Genomic DNA, 21,414 nt, shown 5'->3' on the forward strand with positions numbered 1-21,414 from the left:
CGGGACGGGCCACCGGGTAACCGGTGGCCCGTCTTCGCGTGCGCTGGTCATGTTCTGGCGGCCCGGGCCAGGACGTTTGCCGAAACGGCAAGGAACCTTGCCGCGGGCCTCCGACCGGCGCACGATGGCGGTGCCGGGACGGGAGCGCCCGGCGGCGAAGGAGGCACGCATGACCGCGCACCAGCACGGGCACCACGAGAACCCGCCGGCGGACACCGACCCCGCCCGGTTCTGGGACGAGCGCTACAGCCAGTCGGACCGGATCTGGAGCGGCCGGGTGAACCCGGTCCTCGCCGAGGTGGCCGCCGACCTGTCGCCCGGCACCGTGCTCGACCTGGGCTCCGGCGAGGGTGGCGACGCGATCTGGCTGGCCGCGCGGGGCTGGCGGGTCACCGCCGTGGACGTCTCGTCCGTCGCGCTGGACCGCCTCGCGGCGGAGGCCGAGCGGGCCGGCGTGGCGGAACGGATCACCACCCTCCGGCACGACGTGACCCAGGGCTTTCCGCCCGGCCGGTTCGACCTGGTGTCGGCGCAGTTCTTCCAGTCGCCGCTGGTCCTGCCCCGAGAGAAGGTGCTGCCCCCGGCCGCGGCGGCGGTCGCGCCCGGTGGCCGGCTGCTCGTCGTCGAGCACGGCGCGCCGCCGCCGTGGTCCGGTCTCGACCCGGACGACCCGCGCTTCGCCACCCCGGAGGAGATCCTGGCCGCCGTGGACCTCGACGCGGACGGCTGGGAGATCGAGCGGCTGGGCGCGGCGCACCGCACCGCCACCCACGACGGTCACACGGGCGAGCTGGTCGACCACGTCGTCCTGGTCCGTCGGCGCTGACCGCCCGACCGTCCGGCCGGGCCCGACGCCGCGCCGTCCCGGCGGGGAACCGTCACGCCCGTGCCGGCGGACGGGGTCGGGTCAGCAGCAGGACCAGCAGGCCGCCGGCGCACAATGCCGTGCTCATCCCGTACGCCCAGCGGTAGCCGACCTGCGCCGCGATCCCGAGCAGCGGACCGGCGAGCATGGCGCCGATCGGGAACGAGTTGGTGAACAGCGTGGTCGCCCGACCGGGTTGGCCGGGCAGCAGATCCTGCACGTAGGTGATGGCGACGCCCGACACCGCGGCGATGAACATCGCGTTGACCGGCTGCGCCAGCAGCAGCACCGTGACGGTCGGGGCCGCGGCGGCGACCGCGTAGTAGGCGACGCCGCAACCGGCGCCGAGCAGGATCAGCGTCCGCAGCCGGACCCGCGCGGTCAGCACGCCCAACCCGAGCATCAGCGGGATCTCCAACGCCGCGCACAGGCCCAGCACGAGCCCGGCGTCAGCCGGCTCGCCGCCCAGGTCCCGGCCGATGAACAGCGGCATCGCCTGCACACCGAGCGTCATCGGGCACTGCACCAGGACGAAGGCGACCACGGTGAACGCCAGCCGCCACCGCGACGCGCCGGGCGCCGCGACGCCGGGGACGTCGGCCGCCGGTCGGGCCGGGACGGGCAGCTCCTCCAACCGGAACGCGGCCAGCAGCGCCGCCGCCGCGTACAGGCCGGCCGCGACGCCGTAGACCAGCCGGAAACCGCCGACGGAGAGCAGGACCGCGGCCAACGCCGGGCCGGCCACCCAGGCCAGCGAGAACACGGTACGCAGCACGCTGATGCCCAGGGCGGCCCGGCCCGGACTGTCCCGGTCGAGGAGCTGGCGGGCGTAGGCGAACGACTGCGGGAACAGCGAGTTGGCCAACGCGACGGCGGTCGCGGTCAGCCCCAGCAGGACCCAGTAGTCCCGCACGACCGCGGTCAGGCCGGCGCCCACCATCCCGGCCAGCGCCGCGCCGACGAGCAGCCGGCGACGGATCGGCCGCCGGTCCGACAGGCGGCCGACCAGCGTGGAGATCGTGACGCCGGAGAGCGGCGCGACGACCAGGAACACGGTCACCCGCAGCGGATCCGCGCCGACCTCGCTGTCGAGGAACAGCGACAGGAATGGGAGCACCACGGCGACGGACAGGCCGACGCTGAGGAACATCAGCGCCAGCGGGAGCAGCCGGAGGCGGCCGGCGCGCGCCGCCGGCCTGGTGTCCACAGCCATGCGGCGGACTGTACGCCGCACCGGTGACAGCCCTCTCCGCACGCGACCCGCACGGCGCCCTTACCGTCCTCGAACATGCCCCGGCTAGCGTCGACGCACATGACGGAACGGGAAGCGGTGGCACACCTGCTGCGGCGGGCGACGTTCGGGCCGACCGCCGACGAGGTGGACGCCGCTGAACGGGCCGGCTTCGCCGCCACGCTCGACCGGCTGCTCGACCCCGGCGGGGCGGACCGGGGCGCGGCGGCCACCCCGACACCCGATCTCGGCCCGGACCCGGCGGCGGCGCTCGACAAGGCAGCCACGCGCGAGCAGCGTCAGCAGGCCAACCGCCGGCGCCGCGAACAGGCGACCGCGCTCACCGACTGGTGGCTGGCGCGGATGGTCGCCGCCGAGCACCAGTGCGACGAGAAACTGCTGTTCTTCTGGCACGGGCACTGGGCGACCAGCGTGCAGAAGGTGCGCTCCGCGCCGCTGATGCTGCGCCAGCTCGACACGCTGCGCCGGCTCGGCCGTGGTCCGCTCGGCCCGCTGGTGGACGCCATGGTGCGCGACCCGGCGTTGATCCTCTGGCTCGACGGGCAGCAGAACACCCGGCGGGCGCCGAACGAGAACCTGGCCCGGGAACTGATGGAGCTGTTCACGCTCGGCATCGGCGGAGGCTACGAGGAGACCGACGTGAAGGAGGGCGCGCGGGCGTTGACCGGGTGGACGGTCGACCGGCGGACCGGGGTCGCCCGCTTCGTGCCCCGTCGGCACGACCCGGGCCGCAAGACGATCCTCGGCCGCAGCGCCGCCTTCGACGCCGGCTCCTACGCCGCCCTGCTCGCCGGCCGCCCGGAGACCGCCCGGTTCGTCGCCGGCCGGCTCTGGTTCCGCTACGCCGGCGCCCAGGTGCCCGCCCCGGCGGACCTCGCCGGCCCGGACACCGTCGGCACCCTGCGCCGGATCCTCACCGCCCCGGCGTTCGCGCAGACCCGGGACACGCTGGTCAAGCAGCCCGTCGAGTGGTTGGTCGGCGCGGCCCGGCAGCTCGGTGTCCGGCCGTCGGCGCTGCCCGAGGCGGGGCGGCGCCGGCTCCTGGCCGGGCTGAACGCCCTGGACCAGGTGCCGCTGCGTCCGCCGAGCGTCGGTGGCTGGCCGGCCGGCACGGCGTGGCTGACCACATCGTCCCTGCAGGCCCGGCTACGGGTGGCCGACCACCTGGCCGCCGTCGCCGATCCGGCGGTGCTGGCCCGGCTCACCGCCGCGCCGCCGGCCGGTCGGCCCGAGGCGATGGCCCGCCTGCTGGTGGTCGACCGGTGGAGCGACCGCACCCGGTCCGCCCTGGCCCCGCTGGCCGGACAACCGCGCCGGCTGCTGGTGGCCGGTCTGGTCAGCCCCGAGTACGCGGTCAGTTGAGAGGAGCGATCCATGGACGTCCTGACCCGACGGCGGTTCCTGGTGGCCAGCGGCGTGGTCGGTGCGACCGCCCTGGCCGGCGGCGCCGCCGCGTACCGCCTGAACGACCTGCTCGCCACCGCCGGCGACCGGGATCCCGAGGCCCGCACGCTGGTCCTGGTGACGTTGTACGGCGGCAACGACGGCCTGAACACGGTCGTCCCGTACGCCGACCCCGCCTACCGGGACGCGCGACCCGACCTGGCGTACGCCGCCGAGGACGTGCTGCGGCTCGACGACGGCTTCGGACTCAACCCGGCGCTTCCCGGCCTGCACCGCGCCTACGGCGCGGGCCGGCTCGCGGTGGTGCGGGGCGTCGGCTACCCGAAGCCCGACCGCAGCCACTTCCGGTCCATGGACATCTGGCAGACCGCCCAGCCGGACCGGCCCGGCACCACCGGCTGGCTCGGCCGTTGGCTGGACCGGGCCGGCGGCGATCCCCGGCTCGCCGTCTCGTTCGAGCCCGCCCTGCCGCCCCTGCTGGCCGGGGAACGCGGGGCCGGGGCGTCGGTGCCGGTGCCGGACCGGGAGACCGCCCCGCAGCTCGGCGCGGAGACGCTCACCGCGCTCGCCGCCGCCGCGCCGGACGACTCGCCCGCCCGGGCCCGCGCCGCGGCCTGCTTCGCCGACCTGCGCGCGGTGGACGCGATGGTCGCTCAGGTGCGTGCCGCGCCGGCGGGGGAGGAGGCCGAGGACGACGGGGAGAGCGCGCCGGCCACCGCCACCGGTGGCGCCCGGGTCTCCCTGGACGCGCAGCTCGACCTGGTCGCCCGGTGCGTCGAGGCCGACGTGACCACGCGGGTGTTCTCCGTCTCGCTCGGCGGCTTCGACACCCACGCCGACGAGAAGCAGCTCCAGCAGGTGCTCCTCGGGCAGCTCGACGGCGCCCTGACCCGCTTCGCCGACCGGATGGCCCGCACCGAGGCGGGGCGGAAGGTGGTGGTGGCGGTCTACTCGGAGTTCGGCCGCCGGGTACGGGCCAACGCCTCCGACGGCACCGACCACGGCACCGCCTCGAACGTGCTGCTGCTCGGCGCGCCGGTCGACGGCGGCCTGTACGGCGAGCCGCCCAGCCTGACCGACCTCGACGACGGCGACCTGAAGCACACCACCGACTTCCGGGACGTCTACGCCACCGTGCTGGAGCGGGTGCTGGACACCGACCCGGGCGCGGTCCTGGGCGACTGGCGGGGGCGGCTCACCGGCGTGCTCTGACCTCGCGCCCGATCACCCGACGGCGGTGGGGGAGGGGGGTGCGCTGCCGCCGCGCGGCCCCTCGGCGGTCATCAGCCGGACGATCTCCGCCCGGTCGGCCGCCGACGGCAGCCCCCACTCCGGCCGGTAGCCGTACACCTGGTCCAGCGGGGTGGAGGCGGTGCGGCCGTCCAGGATCTCGACGGCGTCGGTGCCGATCAGCCCGGGATGCTCGACGCCGCACGCCTCCGCGACCTTGACCAGGTCGCGACGCAGGGTGCGGATGTAGTTGGCGGCCCGCACCGACTTGCGGGCCGGGTCCAGCCCTCGCGCCAGCCAGGCGTTCTGGGTGGCGACGCCGGTGGGGCAGGTGTCGGTGTGGCACTTCTGCGCCTGGATGCAGCCGATCGCCAGCATGGCCTCCCGGCCGACGTTGACCATGTCGGCGCCGAGCGCGAACGCCACCACCGCGTTGTCCGGCAGGCCGAGCTTGCCGGCGCCGACGAACACCACCTGCTCGTGCAGGTCTCGCTCGGCGAAGGTCCGGTAGACCCGGGAGAAGCCCTGCTGGAACGGCAACGAGACCGAGTCGCTGAAGATCAGCGGGGCGGCGCCGGTGCCGCCCTCGCCGCCGTCGACGGTCACGAAGTCCACGCCCCGGCCGGTGTCCCGCATCAGCGTGGCCAGCTCCTCCCAGAAGCCCAGGTCACCGACGGCGGACTTGATGCCCACCGGCAGGCCGGTCTCGGCGGCGAGCAGCTCCACCCAGTCCAGCAGGCTGTCGCAGTCGGAGAACTCGGCGTGCCGGGACGGGCTGACGCAGTCCTGGCCCTGGGGGATGCCCCGGGTGGCGGCGATCTCGGCGGAGACCTTCGCCGCCGGCAGCAGGCCGCCGAGGCTGGGCTTCGCGCCCTGGCTGAGCTTGATCTCCAGCGCCCGCACCGGCGCGCCGGCGACCAGGTCCTTGAGCCGGTCCAGGCTGAACCGGCCGCGTTCGTCCCGGCAGCCGAAGTAGGCGGTGCCCAGCTGGAAGACCAGCTCGCCGCCCTTGCGGTGGTGGGGCGACAGCCCACCCTCGCCGGTGTTCTGCAGGCAGCCGGCCAGCGCGGCGCCCCGGTTGAGCGCCTCCACCGCGTTGCCGGAGAGTGAGCCGAAACTCATCCCGGAGATGTTGACCACCGACTCCGGACGGAAGGCGCCCGGCCGGCCGCGCGCCGCGCCCAGCACCTTGGCGCAGGGCAACGTCACGTCGTGCCCGGCGCCCGGGGCCGACGGTGGCACGGCCCGGCCGAACGTCCGGTGCTTGATGATCGGATAGCCGGCCGTGTGCTCGATGTCGTTGTCGGTGCCGAACCCGAAGTAGTTGTTCTCCTGCTTCGCCGAGGCGTACACCCAGCGCCGCTGGTCGCGGGTGAAGGGCCGCTCCTCGTCGTTGCCGGCCACGACGTACTGGCGCAGCTCCGGCCCGATCGACTCGATCAGGTAGCGGGCGTGCCCGAGGACGGGGAAGTTGCGCCGCAGCGCGTGGTCACGTTGCAGCAGGTCGCGCGCGGCGATCGCGGCCACGGCGGCGACGGCGGCGGGTACGGCTCTCCTGGCCCAGCTCATCCCGCCACTCTTTCCGCCACGGCCACCGGTCAAACTCCGTGGAACCCGGGCGGCGCGCGCGGTGTCATGACGGTGGACCGAGGTGGAGGTCGCCCTGGACGACGACATCGTCACCCGCGTGCGCGCCGGTGACCGGGAGGCGTACGACCTCCTGGTCGCCCGGCACACCGCGTCCGCGTACCGGACCGCGCTGCTGCTCGGGGCCGGTCCGGACGCCGAGGACGTGGTCCAGGAGGCGTTCGTGAAGGCGTACCGGAAGCTGTCCCGGTACCGGGGCGAGGCGTCGTTCCGGTCGTGGCTGCTGGCCATCGTGGCCAACGAGAGCCGGAACCTGCACCGGTCGCGTACCCGGCGGCACGGGCTGACGCTGCGCGCGGCGACGGCCGGCCCGACGACGGACACCACCACCGACGACGGCCTCGACGCGGTGCTCGCCGCCGAGCGACGGGCCGCGCTGGTGGACGCGCTGCGCCGCCTGCCGGCGCGCGACCGCGAGGTGATCGTCTGCCGCTACCTGCTCGACCTCGGCGAGGAGGAGACCGTGACCGTGCTGGGGCTCCCCCGGGGCACGGTGAAGTCGCGGACCCACCGGGCGCTGGCGAAGCTGCGCGGCCTGCTCGACCGCGAGGTGGTGCGTCGTGGATGACCTGGAGCGGGAGCTGCGCGACCTGGCCGCGTGGCTGGAGCCGGCCGGGTCGCCGGACGTGACCGCCCGGGTCCGCGCCCGCCTCGCCGAGCCGGCGCCGCGACGCCGGTGGCGGTACCGGGTGGCCGCCGCGCTCGCCGTCCTGCTCGTGGTGGCGCTGCCGCCGGGGCGGGCCGCCCTGGCCGACGCGGTGGCCGGGCTGCTGCGCTTCGCCGGCGTGGTCGTCGACACGTCGTCCACGCCACCGCCCCCCGGCGGCGCCCCGTCGCCGCCGCCGGGGCAGCGCCCGGTCACGCTGGTCGAGGCGCAGCGGCAGGTCCGCTTCCCGATCCGGGTGCCGGCCCGGCTCGGCGCACCGGAGCGGGTGCTGGTGGCCGACCCGGACGACGCCGGCGGCCACCGGGTCGCGAGCCTGCTCTGGCGGGGCGGCGCGCTGCGGCTGGACGCCTTCGACGGCGCGCTCGACCCCGTGTTCCACAAGCAGGCGGCCGGGGCGGACGTCACGTTCACCCAGGTGCGCGGCGACTTCGCGATCTGGGTCGGCGGCCCGCACGCGCTCGCGTACGTGGACCGGGGCGGGACGGTGCGGGTGGCCACCGCGCGCCTGTCCGCGGCGACGCTGATCTGGCAGCACGCCGGGGTGAGCTACCGGCTGGAGGGCGACCTCGGGCGGGACGAGGCGATCGGGATCGCGGGCTCGCTGGGCTGAGGCGGGAACCTTCCGGGCGCGGCCGGTGTCCTGCTGGCGAGGTTCGTCGTCGATCGGGGGTGCGGGATGTCGCGTCCGGGCCGGGTCCTGGTGGTGTCGGTGGTGGTGCTGGCCGGCTGCACGACCGCGGGGCCGCCGGACCCGCCGCGGTCGGCCGTCGCCTCCTCCGCGTCGACGGGCTGTTTCTCCCGGGTGGACACCGGCCCGCTGCCGGAGTGGGCGGACGCCGGCTTCACCGGCGACACCCGGGTGCCGCACGTGCTCGGCGCCCGGGGTGACATCGTCGCGGTCCTGTTCGGGCATCCGCTCACCCACGGCCGCGGCGACGGGCCGGCAAACAAGGTCCTCTGGGTGGCGCGCCCGGCGCCGGGCGCGACCGACCCGGCGACGTCCGCCACCCTGGTGATCACCGCGACCCGGGACGGCACCGCCACCCGGGTCACGCGCGAGGTGGCCGGCGGGCCCGGACCGTCCATTCTCGACCTGCCGGCGCCCGGGTGCTGGCACCTGCGGTTGGACTGGTCCGGCCGGGTCGACACCCTGGACCTCACCTACCGCTCCGCGGCCGGCTGACCCGGGCATGGTCGCGCCCGGCGCGGGTAACGCCCGGGCATGGCGAAGTACACCAGGCCCGAGCTGCGGGAACGGCTCAAGGATGAGATCAGGGCCTCCGACAAGGGTGGGCGGCCGGGGCAGTGGTCCGCCCGCAAGTCGCAGCTGCTGACGAACGAGTACAAGAAGCGCGGTGGGGGCTTCGAGGGACCGAAGGACGAGCGGCAGCGCTCGCTGCAACGCTGGGGCGGCGAGCAGTGGCAGACCCGGTCGGGGGAGACCCGCGCGCGCAAGGACGGCGAAACTCGCCGTTACCTGCCGAAACAGGCCTGGGAGGAGCTGTCGGAGAAGGAGCGGCAGGCGACCGACACCCGCAAGCGGCGGGCGTCGCGCTCCGGCCGGCAGTACGTGTCGAACACCGGCCCGGCGAAGCGGGCCCGCCGGGACGCGACGGCGGCGGAGCAGGTGAACGAGCTGCCGGTGGCCGAGGCGGTCAAGCTCGTGCGGGGCCTCGACACGCGTCAGCTGAACGCGGCGTTGCGCCGGGAACGCGGGGGCAAGGCCCGCAAGACGCTGATCGGACGCCTGGAGTCGGAACTCGGCCGGCGCCGCGCGGCCTGAGCAGGACGGCGTGGCCCGGCGCGGCCTCCCCGCGCCGGGCCACCTCGGTCAGCCCGCCGCGCAGGTGGGCGTGCCGGAGGGGGCCGTACCGGTCCCCTGGAAGCCGAACTCGGTGCTGCCGCCGGCACCGACCTGGCCGTTGTAGGCGACGTTGCGGAACGTCACCGCGCCGCTGGCGCCGCTGGCCTGGGCGCTCCACGTGTTGGTGACCGTCGAGCCCGACGGCACGGTGAGCGTCACCGTCCACCCGTTGAGCGCGTTCGCGCCGGCGGTGACGCGGACGGTGGTGACGAACCCGCCGGGCCACTGGTTCGTGGTGAGCGACGCGGTGCACCCGCCGCCGGTGGGCGGGGGAGTCGTGGGCGGCGCGGTGGTGGGCGGCGTGGTCGTCGGCGGCGGCGTGCTCGGGGGCGTGGTGGTCGGCGGCGTCGTCGTGGGCGGCGGGGTGCCGCCGGCGTTGAGCGCGTCGAGCGCGGCGGTGTAGGCCGCCTTCTTGTTGCCGTTGCCGTCGAAGAGCAGCGGGGTGCCGCCGGCGCGCCAGGAGTCGCTGTCCCGGATCCCCCAGACGGTGATGCCGGTGCACCGCGACACCGCCAGGCAGTCCTTGACCACGTTGGCGTACGTGGTGGCCTGGGCGCTGCCCGAACCCTCGATGTCGAGTTCGGTGATCTGCACGTCGACGCCGAGGGCGGCGAAGTTCTGCAACGTGGTGCGGTAGTTGCTCGGGTACGGCGAGCCGCTGTTGAAGTGCGACTGCAGGCCGACGCAGTCGATCGGCACGCCCCGGGCCTTGAAGTCCTTGACCAGGTTGTAGACGCCCTGGGTCTTGGCCCAGCTCCAGTTGTCGGTGTTGTAGTCGTTGTAGCAGAGCTTGGCGCCCGGGTCGGCGGCGCGCGCGGTGCGGAACGCCACCTCGATCCAGTCGTTGCCGGTGCGCTGGAGATTGGAGTCGCGGCGGCCGCCGCTGCCGTCGTCGAACGCCTCGTTGACCACGTCCCAGGCGTAGATCTTGCCCTTGTAGTGGGTGGCGACCTGGGTGATGTGGTTGACCATCGCCTGGCGCAGCGCGCTGCCGGACAGGTTCTGCGCCCAGCCGGGCTGCTGCGAGTGCCAGGCCAGCGCGTGGCCGCGTACCCGCATGCCGTTGGCCTGGGCGTGCGCGACGATCCGGTCGGCATTGGCGTAGCTGAACTGGCCCTGGGACGGCTCGGTGGCGTCCCACTTCATCTCGTTCTCGGGGGTGACCATGGTGAACTCGCGGTTCAGGATGCCGACGTATGTGCCGTCCGACAGCTTGTTCGCGGCCACCGCGGTGCCGAAGTAGCGGCCCTGTTCCGCCGCCGCCGCGCCCAGGGTGGTCCCGGCGCTGGCGCTGGTCGCCACCGCGACCGTGGCCGCGACCAGCGCGGCGCCGACGGCGGCCGACAGCAGGGCGGCACGCGGCCGGTATCGGGCGGTCGGGCTCCCGCTGCCGCGGGCGAGCACCTTGTCCATCACGAAGCCTTTCTCACGGGTGGTGGATGAGGAGCCCGCTCCGACGACTTGCCCGCCACGGCGCCGGCGCGGCGCGGCTGCCCGGGGCCGCGCGTGCCGGGGTGCGTTCCCCGCCACCGTGAGTCGGTCGGAGGCCGCTCCCGCGGGAGGGCTCCATTCGCGACCGTCATTCTCCGCATCGGGCCGCAACAACGTCAACGATTTCCGGAAGGTCGCGGCGGGGCCCGCCGGAGGATCGGCCCCGCCGCGACGCTCGGGATGCGCTACCGGCGCGGCTGCTGCGGGACGCGGGGCAGCACGAACGGCGGGCCGGAGAAGATGAGGTCGGCCTTCATCTCCTGGTACGCGCGCTTGGGCCGGTAGTTCTCGTCGTACGCGGTGGCCAGCCCCTCCGGCGGGTTCTCGAACCAGTCCGGCACCCAGGAGTGCCGGTCGGTGAAGCCCCAGAGCGTGAACGACAGGCAGTGCCGCTCGGCCAGGCAGGCGCGCAGCAACGTGCTGAAGTTCGCCGCGGACGCCTGCAACCGCGGGTTGATCTCGGCGGAGTCACCCGCCTGGACCCCGGCGGTGAGCTGGCTGCGCACGTCGACCTCGGTGAACGCGGTGGCCAGCCCCAGGCCGGCGAACCTGCGCAGCGCTGCGGCGACCTGGAGGGTGTCGTAGTTGCCGTACTGGGTGCCCAGGTGCCCCTGGCTGCCGACCCCGTCGATCGGCACCCCTCGGGCCCGCAGGTCACGGGCCATCTCGTAGACGAACTGCGTCTTGTCGTCGGCCGGGTTGCCGGAGCCGAACGCCTCGATGTTGTAGTCGTTGTAGAACAGCAGCGCCTTCGGGTCGGCGGCCCGGGCCCAGCGGAACGCGTCAGCGATGTAGCCGGGACCGAGGTTCTCCGCCCAGAAGCCCTTGTAGTGCAGCGTGGACGGGGTGTCCCAGGGGTCGCTGACCGCCTCGTTCACCACGTCCCACTGCCAGATCCGGCCCTTGAAGTGGCGCACCACCGCGGTGATGTGGTCGCGCAGGATCCGGCGCAGCTCGGCCTTGTCGATCGAGCCGTCCGCGACCCCGTCGGTGAGCCAGGCCGGCAGCTGGTTGTGCCAGACCAGCACGTGGCCGCGGACCCGCTGGCCGTGCTGGCGGGCGAAGTCGACCAGCTGGTCGGCCGGTGTCCAGTTGTAGGTTCCCCGGGTCGGCTCCAGGCTCTCCCACTTCATCGCGTTCTCGGCGGTGACCGTGGAGAACTCGGACCCGGCCAGCTCGCGGTAGCGCGGGTCGGCGGGGTCGGCGAGCGCGTCCATGTCCACCGCGGTGCCGATGTACAGGCCGTGCCGCTGGGCGAGCGCGCGCAGGCTCTGCGCGGCCGGATCGTAGGGGCGGCCGGCGGTGGCGGGGGCGACGTTGAGGGCGGCGACGGTGGCCACGGCGACCGCGCCGGCGACGATCCAGCGTCTCAGCTTCATGGTCGTTCCTTCCGGAGGGACGGTTCCGAAACTTCCGGGATACTTCCGAAAGTGATCCGGAACACTACGGACGTCGATGTCGGTCGTCAACCGTCCCTCCGGGACGCTCACTCCTGCCGGTAGGTGGCGTGGTCGAAGTCGGCGTACCCGCCGTCGCCCCCGAGGTCCTGCACCCAGAGGCCGAGGAACGCGCCGGTGAAGCCCCAGGCGGCCGGCTCGCCGTCGACGACGAGGGCGGCGTGCTCGTCGGAGAGGATCGTCGCGTCCAGGTCGACCGGCAGGTCCCGCCAGCCGTCACCCAGGTCGTACCCGACGTGGACCACCGGCCCGTCGAACCGCGCCCGCAGCCCGACCCGCGCGCCGTCGCCGGCGTCCACGGTGAGCTCCGGATACGCGGTCCGCCGGCCCCGGTCGCAGCTCAGCAGCTCGAGCACCCGGCGGCCGTCGTCGGCCCGGGTGAGGTAGAGGTGATGCCAGTTGGTCGTGTTGTAGTACGCGGTGACGCCGGCCAGCTGCCGGTGGTCGGCCGGGTCGAACTCGACGACGGTCTCCAGCACGCACCGCTCGGCGCCGACCCGGCGGGCGACCAGGCTCGGCGTCTGCCGGCCCACCGGGGACTGCCCGCCGTGCAGCCGCAGGTACGACGGGCGCGCCGTCAGGTCCAGCCACTCCTCGCCGGCCGGACGGCGCAGCGTCGACCAGCGGGCGGACAGCGTGGGCCCGTCGAAGTGGTCGGTGGCCGGCTCGTCCGGCCAGGGGTGCGCGGGCAATTCCGGGGCCGGGACGGTGTCGGCCGGCACCCGACCGGGCACGGCCGGCCACTGCCCGGCCGGCCAGTCGACCCGCTGGATCGCGGTCTCCCGCCCGAGGACGCAGTTGCCCAGCGGGGAGTAGGGGCGGGCCACCAGGTGGGCGAGGTACCAGTCGCCCTGCTGCGTCTCGACCAGGCACCCGTGGCCCGCCTTCTGCAGTCGCAGGTCCGGCCGGCCGGCGGAGGTGAGCAGCGGTCCCCTCGGGTCGGCCAGGTACGGGCCGAACAGGTGGCGGGAGCGGGCGACCGTGACCTGGTGCTCCCAACTGGTCCCGCCCTCGGCCGTGACCAGCCAGTACCAGCCGTCGCGCCGGTAGAGGTGCGGACCCTCGGTCAGCCCGGCCGAGGTGCCGTGGAAGATGATCCTCGCCTCGCCGACCAGCCGTCGTCGCTCGCGGTCGTAGCGCTGGATCTCGATCCCGCCGAAGCGGTCCCGGCCCGGCCGCCAGTCCGCGCTCAGGCTCAGCAGCCAGGTGCTGCCGTCGGTGTCGTGGAACAGCGCCGCGTCGAAGCCGTGCGCGTGCAGCTTCACCGGGTCCGACCAGGGCCCGCCGATGTCCGGGGCGGTGATCAGGTAGTTCTGTGGGTCCCAGTAGCCGCTGGCGAAGCTGGCGACGTCGCTGTAGACGAGGTGGAACAACCCGTCGTGCCAGGTCAGGTCCGGCGCCCACACCCCGTTGGAGTCCCCGCAGCCCCGCAGGTCCAGCAGCCGGCGCTCGGTGACGATCCCGCCGAGCGGGCGCCAGTGCACCAGGTCGCGGGAGTGATGGATCCCGACCCCCGGATACCACTCGAAGGTCGAGGTGGCCAGGTAGTAGTCGTCGCCCACGCGCAGGATCGAGGGATCCGGGTGGAACCCGGTGAGGACCGGGTTGCGGATCGACCGGGTGACGGCGGGCAGGGGGGCGATCTCGGTCGACATCGGCGACTCCTCGGGCTCGGTCCACTGACGACGTTCCGGAACTTCCGCTCCGGACAGTGCGGAGTTGCGGCCCACCGTATCGGCTCGACGCGGCTGTGGGGGAGCCTTGACCGGGGCACAGACGGGTCGTAACCTACCGGCCAATGCCGGAAACCATTCCGCTCCATCGCTGAAAGTTCCGGAGATCCCGTGTCCGACAAGGTCACCATCGCGACAATCGCACGCCTGGCCGGCGTCTCGGTGCCGACGGTCTCGCGGGTGGTCAACGGCCGCTCCGACGTCTCCCCGCAGACGCGGGAGCGGATCGAGCAGCTGCTCGCGCGGCACGGCTACCGCCGCCGTCCGCCGAGCATGCGGGCCAGCTCCGGCCTGATCGACCTGGTCTTCAACGACCTGGACAGCCCGTGGGCGGTCGAGATCATCCGGGGGGTCGAGGACGTCGCGCACGCGGCCGGCATCGGCACCGTGGTGTCCGCCATCCACCGGCGTACCTCGTCGGCGCGGCAGTGGCTGCACAACCTGCGGGTCCGCTCGACCGAGGGCGTCATCTTCGTGACCTCGACGCTGGAGGCGCCGCTGCAGGCGGAGCTGAGCCGGCTCAACCTCCCGGTCGTCATCGTCGACCCGGCCGGCGTGCCGCCGCAGGAGGCGCCGGCGATCGGCGCGACCAACTGGGTCGGCAGCCTGCGGGCCACCGAGTACCTGCTCGGTCTCGGCCACCGGCGGATCGGGTTCATCGGTGGACCGGCGCACCTGATGTGCAGCCGGGCCCGCCTGGACGGCTACCGGGCGGCCCTGGAGGCCGCCGGTCTCGGGGTGGACGACGAGCTGATCCGCCCGGGCAACTTCTACCACGAGGCCGGTTTCACCGGGGGCGAGCGGCTGCTGGCCCTGCCGGATCCGCCCACCGCGATCTTCGCCGCCAGCGACCAGATGGCCCTCGGCGCCTACGAGGCGGTACGCCGGCGCGGCCTGCGGGTGCCGGACGACGTCAGCGTGGTGGGCTTCGACGACCTGCCGGAGGCGCGGTGGTGCTCCCCGCCGCTGACCACCGTGCGCCAGCCGCTCGCCGAGATGGGGATGCTGGCCGCCCGCACGGTCCTGCGGCTGGCCCGGGGTGAGCGGACCGAGAGCCGGCGGGTGGAGCTGACCACCGAGCTGGTGGTGCGCGACAGCGCCGCCCGCCCGCCCGAGTGAGCAGCGGTGGCCTCAGCGCAGGGGTCGGCAGGACGCCCGGACCACCAGCTCGGTGGGGAGCCGGATGTGCGTGTCGCGTTCCACGCCCGCGATCAGGTCGATCAGCAGGCGCAGCGACTCCGCGCCCATGCGTTGCAGCGGTTGCCGGATCGTCGTCAGCGGCGGGTCGACCAACGCGGACTCCGGGACGTTGTCGAAGCCGATCACCGACAGGTCGTCCGGCACGGTCAGGCCCGCGCCGCGGGCCACGTCCAGCGTCGAGATCGCCGAGAGGTCGTTGCCCGCGAAGATCGCCGTCGGCCGGTCGGGGAGCGCCAGCAGCTCGGCCGCGGTGCTCGCGGCGCTCTCGATGCGGAAGCCGCCGACGCGCACGAGCCGCTCGTCCACCGCCACCCCGGCGTCGGCCATGGCCCGGCGGAATCCGGCCTCCCGCAGCCGCGCCGACTCCAGGTCGGGGCGTCCGCTGATGTGCCCGATGCGGCGGTGGCCGAGGGAGAGCAGGTAGTTCGTGGCGAGGACGGCGCCGGCGAAGTTGTCCGAGTCGACGGTGGGCAGGCCGGACGGCCCGGTGTGCGGGTCGACGGCCACCACGTGGAAGCCGTGCTTGGTCTCCACCACGGTCGGTGTCACGATCACCGCGCCGTCGATGAGCGTCCCGGACAGGCGGGCCAGGGACCGGCGTTCCCAGCCGATGGCCGCGCCCTCGCCGTCGCCGCTGGAATAGGCCAGCAGTTGGTAGCCGCTGCCGGCGACCTCCCGGGACGCGCCCTTGAGCAGTTCGGTCGAGAACGGCTCGAACTCGGCGACCAGAATGCCCAGCACGTTGGTGCGGTGGCTGCGCAGGCTCTGCGCGCCGAGGTCGGCCTCGTACCCGAGGTCGTGGATGACCTGCTGCACGCGTTCGACGGTGGCCTGGGCGACGCCGTACCTGCCATTCACAACCTTCGATACCGTTGCCACCGAGACGCCGGCGGTACGTGCCACGTCCGACATCTTGACGCGCTCCGGGAACACCACGCCGACGATGATAGAGGGCTCGCCCGCCCGCGTCGCTACGGTTTCGAAAACGTTATCGATACCGATTGACATCGAGTTACGTGGCTGTAACACTCCCCGGCAGGTAACCCGACTACGTGGTCGAGGAGACATTCATGGCGATGAAGCGCCGTGCGGCTGCCGTGCTGGCACTGCTTGTGACAACCGCCCTGGTCGCCACCGGATGCAACGGCGGTGGCGACGACGAGACGGACGCGGGAAGTGAGCTGTACAAGAACCCGGTGACGCTCACCTGGTGGCACAACGCCTCCCAGGACGGCCCCGGCAAGACGTACTGGGAGAAGGTCGCCAAGGACTTCTCCGCGCTCCACCCGACCGTCAAGATCGAGATCGAGGCGATCGAGACCAACCAGCTCCAGCGCACCCGGCTGCCCGCCGCGCTGCTGAGCAACGACCCGCCGGACGTGTTCCAGGCCTGGGGCGGCGGCGAGATGCGCGAGCAGGTCGAGGCCGACTACCTCAAGGACATCACCGACCAGGTGAAGGGCGAGGTGGCCGACATCGGTAGCGCCGCCGAGATCTGGCAGGTGAACGGCAAGCAGTACGGCCTGCCGTACCGGATGGGCATCGAGGGCGTCTGGTACAACAAGGACATGTTCGCCAAGGCGGGCATCACGGCGCCGCCGACCACCTTCGAGGAACTCAACGCGGCGGTCACCAAGCTCAAGGCGACCAACGTGGTCCCGATCGCCCTCGGCGCCGGCGACAAGTGGCCCGCCGCGCACTGGTGGTACAACTTCGCGCTGCGTGCCTGCTCGGTCGACACCCTGAAGAAGGCCACCACCGACCGGACCTTCGACGACCCGTGCTTCGTCAAGGCCGGCCAGGACCTGAAGGCGTTCATCGACACCAAGCCGTTCCAGAACAACTTCATCGCCACGCCGGGCCAGAACGACCCGACCAGCGCCAACGGCCTGCTCGCCAACGGCAAGGCCGCGATGGAGCTGATGGGCGACTGGAACCGCGGCACCCTGGACACCGTCGCCACCGACAAGGCGGCCCTGGGCAAGTTCCTCGGCTGGTTCCCGGTGCCGGCGATCTCCGGCTCCGCCGGTGACCCGAAGGCCGCCCTGGGCGGCGGCGACGGCTTCGCCTGCGCCAAGAACGCCCCGGCCGAGTGCGTCGAGTTCCTCAAGTACCTCGTCAGCCCTGAGGTGCAGAAGGGCTACGCCGCCACCGGCACCGGCCTGCCGGTCGCCAAGGGCGCGGCCGACGGCGTCACCGACCCGGCCCTGAAGTCCATCCTCCAGGCCACCTCCGACGCCACCTACGTGCAGCTCTGGCTCGACACCGCCTACGGCAGCACGGTCGGCAACGCGATGAACGACGCGATCGTCGCGATCTTCGCCGGCAACGGGACACCTGAGAAGGTCGTCTCGGCCATGAAGGCGGCCGCAAGCAAGTGACGTCCGCATCGCAGACCCGTATGCCCGCCGGCGGCGTGACCGCGCCACCGGCGGGCCTCCGGCCCGGCGCACGAGCCGCCTCGCGCCGCGCCGAGACCCGCCGCAAGTGGTACGAGATCATCGGGCTGACCACGCCGGCGGTCCTCATCTACGTGCTGTTCGTGCTGGTGCCGATGGGCTTCGCGTTCTACTACAGCCTGTTCCGCTGGCGCGGCGTCGGCCCGCCCACCGAGTACGTCGGCTTCCGCAACTACACGCTCGCGTTCCAGGATCCGATCTTCCTCGACGCGCTCCGAAACAATGCGATCATCGTGTTCGGGTCGCTGCTCATCCAGGGGCCCGTCGCACTCGGCATCGCCCTGCTGCTCAACCGCCGCTTCCGCGGACGCTCGGCGTTCCGCCTGCTGGTCTTCGTGCCGTACGTGCTCGCCGAGGTCACCGTCGGCATCATGTGGAAGCTGATCCTGACCGACGGCGGCACGCTCGACGCGCTGCTGCGGTCGGTCGGACTGGGCGGCTTCGTGCAGGCGTGGCTGGCCGACCTCGACGTGGTCATCTGGACGCTGCTGTTCGTCCTCACCTGGAAGTACGTCGGCTTCGCCATCATCCTCCTGCTCGCCGGCCTGTCGAACGTGCCGCCGGAGCTGAACGAGGCCGCCGAGATCGACGGCGCGAGCTGGTGGCAGATCCAGCGCCACGTCACGCTGCCGCTGCTCGGCCCCACCATCCGGATCTGGATGTTCCTGTCGATGATCGGCTCGTTGCAGGTCTTCGACATGGTCTGGGTGACCTCGGTGCCCGCGGTGCGCTCGCTGGGCGCCTCGGCCACCATGGCCACGTACATGGTGGACAACGGCTTCTTCGCCCGACTGTGGGGCTACGGAAACGCGGTGGCCGTGATCCTGTTCGTCATCTCCTTCGTCGCGGCGCTGCTGTTCCAGCGGTTCCTTCTCCGCCGTGACATCGAGGGCGCCATCACCCGGAAGGGGAAGTGACAGTGGCCGTGAACTCCGTACCCGCCCCCTCCGCCGGGCGTCGGCCGGTGCAGTGGAACACGCCGCTGACGTACGCGCTGGCGCTCGCGGTCGCGGCCGTGTCGATCGCGCCCGTCGTGTACGTCGTCGTCGGCGGTTTCCGGACCACGCCGCAGATCGTGGCCGACCCGGCCGGCCTGCCGGACCCGTGGGTCTGGGAGAACTACTCCCGGGTGCTGACCCAGAGCGACTTCTGGCGGCAGGCGTTCAACAGCGCCGTGGTCGCGCTCGGCACCACGCTCGGTGTGGTGGTGCTCGGCATGGCCGCCGCGTTCGTGCTGGCCCGGTACACGTTCCGGGGACGCGAGGCGCTCTACACCTTCTTCACCCTCGGCCTGCTGTTCCCGGCCGGCGCGGCGATCCTGCCGCTGTACCTTCTGCTGCGTGACCTGAATCTGATCAACTCCTACTACGCGGTGATCCTTCCGCAGGTGGCCTTCTCGCTGCCGCTCACGATCGTCATCCTGCGCCCGTTCCTGTCCGCCATCCCGCGGGAGCTGGAGGACGCCGCGGCGATCGACGGCGCCGGGCGGCTCGGCTTCCTCTGGCGGATCGTGCTGCCGCTGTCGCGGCCCGCGGTCGTCACGGTCGGCATCCTCGCGTTCGTGGCGAGCTGGAACGCGTTCCTGCTGCCGCTGCTCGTCCTCGGCGACGTCAGCCTGCACACCCTGCCGCTGGGCGTGCAGAACTTCTCCAGCCAGTACACCACCGACACCGCGGGCGTCCTGGCGTTCACGTCGTTGGCGATGCTGCCGGCCCTGCTCTTCTTCACGCTCGCCGAGAAGCAGATCGTCGGCGGCCTGCAGGGCGCGGTCAAGGGCTGAGCGGCAGCGGTACGCGCACAACCAAGCGAAAGGCACAACATGACAGAGGTCCACACGGTGGTGGTCGGGCCGGCGCCGGCTCAGGCGGGCCCGGACCACGACCGGCCGGACGGGCACGCCGGCGAGGCCCGCATCCGGGAGCTGCTCGCCCGGATGACGATCGAGGAGAAGGTCGCCCAGCTCGTCGGCTTCTGGGAGAAGGAGGACGGTGAGGCGGTCGCACCCCTGCAGGGCGAGTTCGCCGACGCCGCCCGGCTGGAGGACTTCTCCCGCCACGGGCTCGGCCACCTCACCCGGGTCTACGGCACCCGCCCGGTCGACGCCGCGTCCCGCGCGGCCTGGCTGTGGCGGTTCCAGCGCGACCTGGTGACCGGTACCCGCCTGGGCATCCCGGCGATCGTGCACGAGGAGTGCCTCACCGGGCTGTCGGCGTGGAAGGCCGCCACCTTCCCCACGCCGCTGGCCTGGGGCGCCGCGTTCGACCCGGACCTCGTCACCGAGATGGCCGCGGCGATCGGGTCCTCGATGCGGGCGCTCGGCATCCACCAGGGGCTGGCGCCGGTGCTCGACGTGATCCGGGACCCGCGCTGGGGCCGGGTCGACGAGTGCATCGCCGAGGACCCCTACCTGGTCGGCACCATCGGCACGTCGTACGTGCGCGGCCTGCAGTCACAGGGGGTGCACGCCACGGTGAAGCACTTCGCCGGCTACTCCGCCTCCCGCGCCGGGCGCAACTTCGCCCCGGTGCACGCCGGCCCCCGGGAGCTGGCCGACGTGCTGCTCCCGCCGTTCGAGATGGCGGTCCTCGACGGTGGCGTGCGCAGCGTCATGCACTCGTACGCGGAGATCGACGGCGTGCCCGTCGCCGCCGACCCGACGCTGCTGACCGGCGTGCTGCGGGACCGGTGGGGCTTCGACGGCACGGTGGTGGCCGACTACTACGGCGTCGCCTTCCTCCACCTGCTGCACCACGTCGCGGCCGACCACGCGGACGCGGCCGTGCAGGCGCTGAGCGCGGGCCTCGACATCGAGCTACCCACCGGCGACGCCTACCTGACCCTGACCGGGACGGTGCGGGCCGGCACTGTGGACGAGGCGCTGGTCGACCGGGCGGTGCTGCGCGTCCTGCGGCAGAAGCAGGACCTCGGGCTGCTCGACGCCACGTTCGACGACGAGCCGCCGGGCGCGGTCGACCTCGACTCGCCCGAGCACCGGTCGATCGCCCGCCGGCTCGCCGAGGAGTCGGTCGTCCTGGTCGCCAACGAGGGCGTGCTCCCGCTGCCGGGGGGCCGGCGGGTGGCGGTGGTCGGCCCGAACGCCGACCGGCAGGGCGCCTTGTTCGGCTGCTACTCGTTCCTCAACCACGTGCTGGCCCTCCACCCGGGGGTGGAGACCGGCTTCGAGGTGCCGACCGTGCTGGAGGCGGTGCGTGCCGAGTTCGGCGCCGACCGGGTCACCTTCGCGGCCGGCTGCGAGGTGGACTCGGCGGACCGGTCCGGCTTCGACGAGGCGGTCGCCGCCGCGTCCGCCGCCGACGTGGCGGTCCTCGTGGTCGGCGACCACGCCAGCCTGTTCGGCCGCGGCACCGTCGGTGAGGGCTGCGACCGCGACGACCTGGAGCTGCCTGGCGTGCAGCGGCAGCTCGTCGAGGCGGTGCTGGACACCGGCACGCCCGTGGTCCTCGTGCTGCTCACCGGCCGTCCGTACGCGCTGGGCTGGGCGCTGTCCCGGTGCGCGGCTGTGGTGCAGGCGTTCTTCCCGGGTGAGGAGGGCGCCGGGGCGATCGCGGGGGTGCTCTCCGGGCGGGTCAACCCGTCCGGCCGGCTGCCGGTCACCCTGCCCGGCTCGGCCGGCGCGCAGCCGTACTCGTACCTGCACCCGGAGCTGGGGGAGGGCATGAACGGCACCAACCTGCCCGCGACGCCGGTGGCGCCGTTCGGCCACGGCCTGTCCTACACCACGTTCGCTTACACCGACCTGACCGTGCCCGCCACCGTGCCGACGGACGGGGCATTGCGCGTCACGGTCCGGGTGACCAACACCGGGGCGGTGGCCGGCGACGAGGTGGTCCAGCTCTACGGCCGCGACCTGGTGGCGTCGGTGACCCGGCCGGTGGCGCAGCTGCTCGGATATCGCCGGGTGCGCCTGGAGCCGGGCGAGGCGGTCACGGTCGAGCTGACCGTGCCCACCAGCCGCCTGGCCTTCTCCGACCGCACGCTGACCCGGGTCGTGGAGCCCGGTGACGTGGAGGTGTGGGTCGGCACGAGCGCCCGGCGGGACGCGATGGGGTCGACCAGGCTGGTCGGTGACACCGTCGCGGTGACCACCGCCGCCCCGCGCTGGACGGTCACCGAGGTCGGCTGAG

At 73.4% G+C, this 21,414-nt stretch carries 18 protein-coding genes; 12 read left to right on the top strand and 6 right to left on the bottom strand.

The window, feature by feature from the left end; all coding sequences use genetic code 11:
- Positions 1-169 precede the first annotated feature (169 nt).
- The gene (locus CO540_RS01590) at positions 170-826 is read left to right on the top strand and encodes a class I SAM-dependent methyltransferase (RefSeq protein WP_091574002.1); all 657 of its coding nucleotides are present in this window, start codon (positions 170-172) and stop codon (positions 824-826) included.
- A 52-nt stretch (positions 827-878) separates the two neighbouring features.
- Here the strand turns inward: CO540_RS01590 and CO540_RS01595 are convergent, their stop codons facing one another.
- Positions 879-2,078, bottom strand: coding sequence for a sugar efflux transporter (locus tag CO540_RS01595; protein WP_099160603.1), 1,200 nt, complete (start codon positions 2,076-2,078; stop codon positions 879-881).
- Between the two features lie 99 nt (positions 2,079-2,177).
- Between CO540_RS01595 and CO540_RS01600 the strand changes: the two genes are divergently transcribed.
- Positions 2,178-3,479: a DUF1800 family protein gene (locus tag CO540_RS01600; protein WP_099160604.1), complete on the top strand. Its 1,302-nt coding sequence runs from the start codon at positions 2,178-2,180 to the stop codon at positions 3,477-3,479.
- 12 nt (positions 3,480-3,491) lie between these two features.
- A complete protein-coding gene (locus CO540_RS01605) occupies positions 3,492-4,733 on the top strand; it encodes a DUF1501 domain-containing protein (protein ID WP_099160605.1) in 1,242 nt (413 codons plus the stop codon).
- Positions 4,734-4,745: 12 nt separating this feature from the next.
- Here the strand turns inward: CO540_RS01605 and CO540_RS01610 are convergent, their stop codons facing one another.
- Complete coding sequence (locus tag CO540_RS01610) at positions 4,746-6,320, bottom strand: FMN-binding glutamate synthase family protein (protein WP_091574006.1); 1,575 nt, start codon at positions 6,318-6,320, stop codon at positions 4,746-4,748.
- An 82-nt stretch (positions 6,321-6,402) separates the two neighbouring features.
- On the opposite strand from CO540_RS01610, the gene CO540_RS01615 reads away from it, so the two are divergent.
- The 4 genes from CO540_RS01615 (at position 6,403) to CO540_RS01630 (ending at position 8,848) form a co-directional block, all read left to right on the top strand.
- Positions 6,403-6,966: an RNA polymerase sigma factor gene (locus tag CO540_RS01615; RefSeq protein WP_216642324.1), complete on the top strand. Its 564-nt coding sequence runs from the start codon at positions 6,403-6,405 to the stop codon at positions 6,964-6,966.
- Positions 6,959-7,675, top strand: coding sequence for a hypothetical protein (locus CO540_RS01620; RefSeq protein WP_099160606.1), 717 nt, complete (start codon positions 6,959-6,961; stop codon positions 7,673-7,675). The genes CO540_RS01615 and CO540_RS01620 overlap by 8 nt, the downstream gene beginning before the upstream one ends.
- A gap of 66 nt (positions 7,676-7,741) precedes the next feature.
- Positions 7,742-8,248 (top strand): hypothetical protein, encoded by a 507-nt coding sequence (locus tag CO540_RS01625; RefSeq protein WP_099160607.1) that lies wholly within the window; start codon positions 7,742-7,744, stop codon positions 8,246-8,248.
- 39 nt (positions 8,249-8,287) lie between these two features.
- Positions 8,288-8,848, top strand: a complete 561-nt coding sequence (locus CO540_RS01630) for a DUF5872 domain-containing protein (RefSeq protein ID WP_099160608.1) — start codon at positions 8,288-8,290, stop codon at positions 8,846-8,848.
- A gap of 48 nt (positions 8,849-8,896) precedes the next feature.
- Here the strand turns inward: CO540_RS01630 and CO540_RS01635 are convergent, their stop codons facing one another.
- The 3 genes from CO540_RS01635 to CO540_RS01645 all read right to left on the bottom strand — a co-directional run bounded on the left by CO540_RS01635 (position 8,897) and on the right by CO540_RS01645 (position 13,532).
- Positions 8,897-10,342, bottom strand: a complete 1,446-nt coding sequence (locus CO540_RS01635; protein ID WP_099160609.1) for an endo-1,4-beta-xylanase — start codon at positions 10,340-10,342, stop codon at positions 8,897-8,899.
- 263 nt (positions 10,343-10,605) lie between these two features.
- Positions 10,606-11,799 (bottom strand): endo-1,4-beta-xylanase, encoded by a 1,194-nt coding sequence (locus CO540_RS01640; RefSeq protein ID WP_099160610.1) that lies wholly within the window; start codon positions 11,797-11,799, stop codon positions 10,606-10,608.
- 107 nt (positions 11,800-11,906) lie between these two features.
- A complete protein-coding gene (locus CO540_RS01645; RefSeq protein WP_099160611.1) occupies positions 11,907-13,532 on the bottom strand; it encodes a glycoside hydrolase family 43 protein in 1,626 nt (541 codons plus the stop codon).
- A gap of 189 nt (positions 13,533-13,721) precedes the next feature.
- Between CO540_RS01645 and CO540_RS01650 the strand changes: the two genes are divergently transcribed.
- Entirely contained in the window at positions 13,722-14,729 is a 1,008-nt protein-coding gene (locus tag CO540_RS01650) for a LacI family DNA-binding transcriptional regulator (RefSeq protein WP_091574013.1), read from the top strand.
- A gap of 12 nt (positions 14,730-14,741) precedes the next feature.
- Here CO540_RS01650 and CO540_RS01655 read toward each other — a convergent pair whose 3' ends face one another.
- Positions 14,742-15,722 (bottom strand): LacI family DNA-binding transcriptional regulator, encoded by a 981-nt coding sequence (locus tag CO540_RS01655; protein WP_172967973.1) that lies wholly within the window; start codon positions 15,720-15,722, stop codon positions 14,742-14,744.
- A 158-nt stretch (positions 15,723-15,880) separates the two neighbouring features.
- Here CO540_RS01655 and CO540_RS01660 point away from each other — a divergent pair, with 158 nt between their 5' ends.
- From CO540_RS01660 to CO540_RS01675, 4 genes are read left to right on the top strand one after another with little or no spacing between them, the layout of a single operon-like run.
- On the top strand, positions 15,881-17,191 hold the full coding sequence (locus CO540_RS01660; protein WP_099160612.1) for an ABC transporter substrate-binding protein: 1,311 nt from the start codon (positions 15,881-15,883) through the stop codon (positions 17,189-17,191).
- On the top strand, positions 17,188-18,186 hold the full coding sequence (locus CO540_RS01665; protein ID WP_098744448.1) for a carbohydrate ABC transporter permease: 999 nt from the start codon (positions 17,188-17,190) through the stop codon (positions 18,184-18,186). The genes CO540_RS01660 and CO540_RS01665 overlap by 4 nt, the downstream gene beginning before the upstream one ends.
- The gene (locus CO540_RS01670) at positions 18,183-19,049 is read left to right on the top strand and encodes a carbohydrate ABC transporter permease (RefSeq protein WP_091574017.1); all 867 of its coding nucleotides are present in this window, start codon (positions 18,183-18,185) and stop codon (positions 19,047-19,049) included. The genes CO540_RS01665 and CO540_RS01670 overlap by 4 nt, the downstream gene beginning before the upstream one ends.
- Before the next feature lie 39 nt (positions 19,050-19,088).
- Complete coding sequence (locus tag CO540_RS01675) at positions 19,089-21,413, top strand: glycoside hydrolase family 3 N-terminal domain-containing protein (RefSeq protein WP_099160613.1); 2,325 nt, start codon at positions 19,089-19,091, stop codon at positions 21,411-21,413.
- The last annotated feature ends 1 nt before the right edge of the window (position 21,414 follow it).

This window comes from Micromonospora sp. WMMA2032 (genome assembly GCF_002688545.1).
In the GTDB taxonomy this organism is placed as follows: domain Bacteria; phylum Actinomycetota; class Actinomycetes; order Mycobacteriales; family Micromonosporaceae; genus Micromonospora; species Micromonospora sediminicola.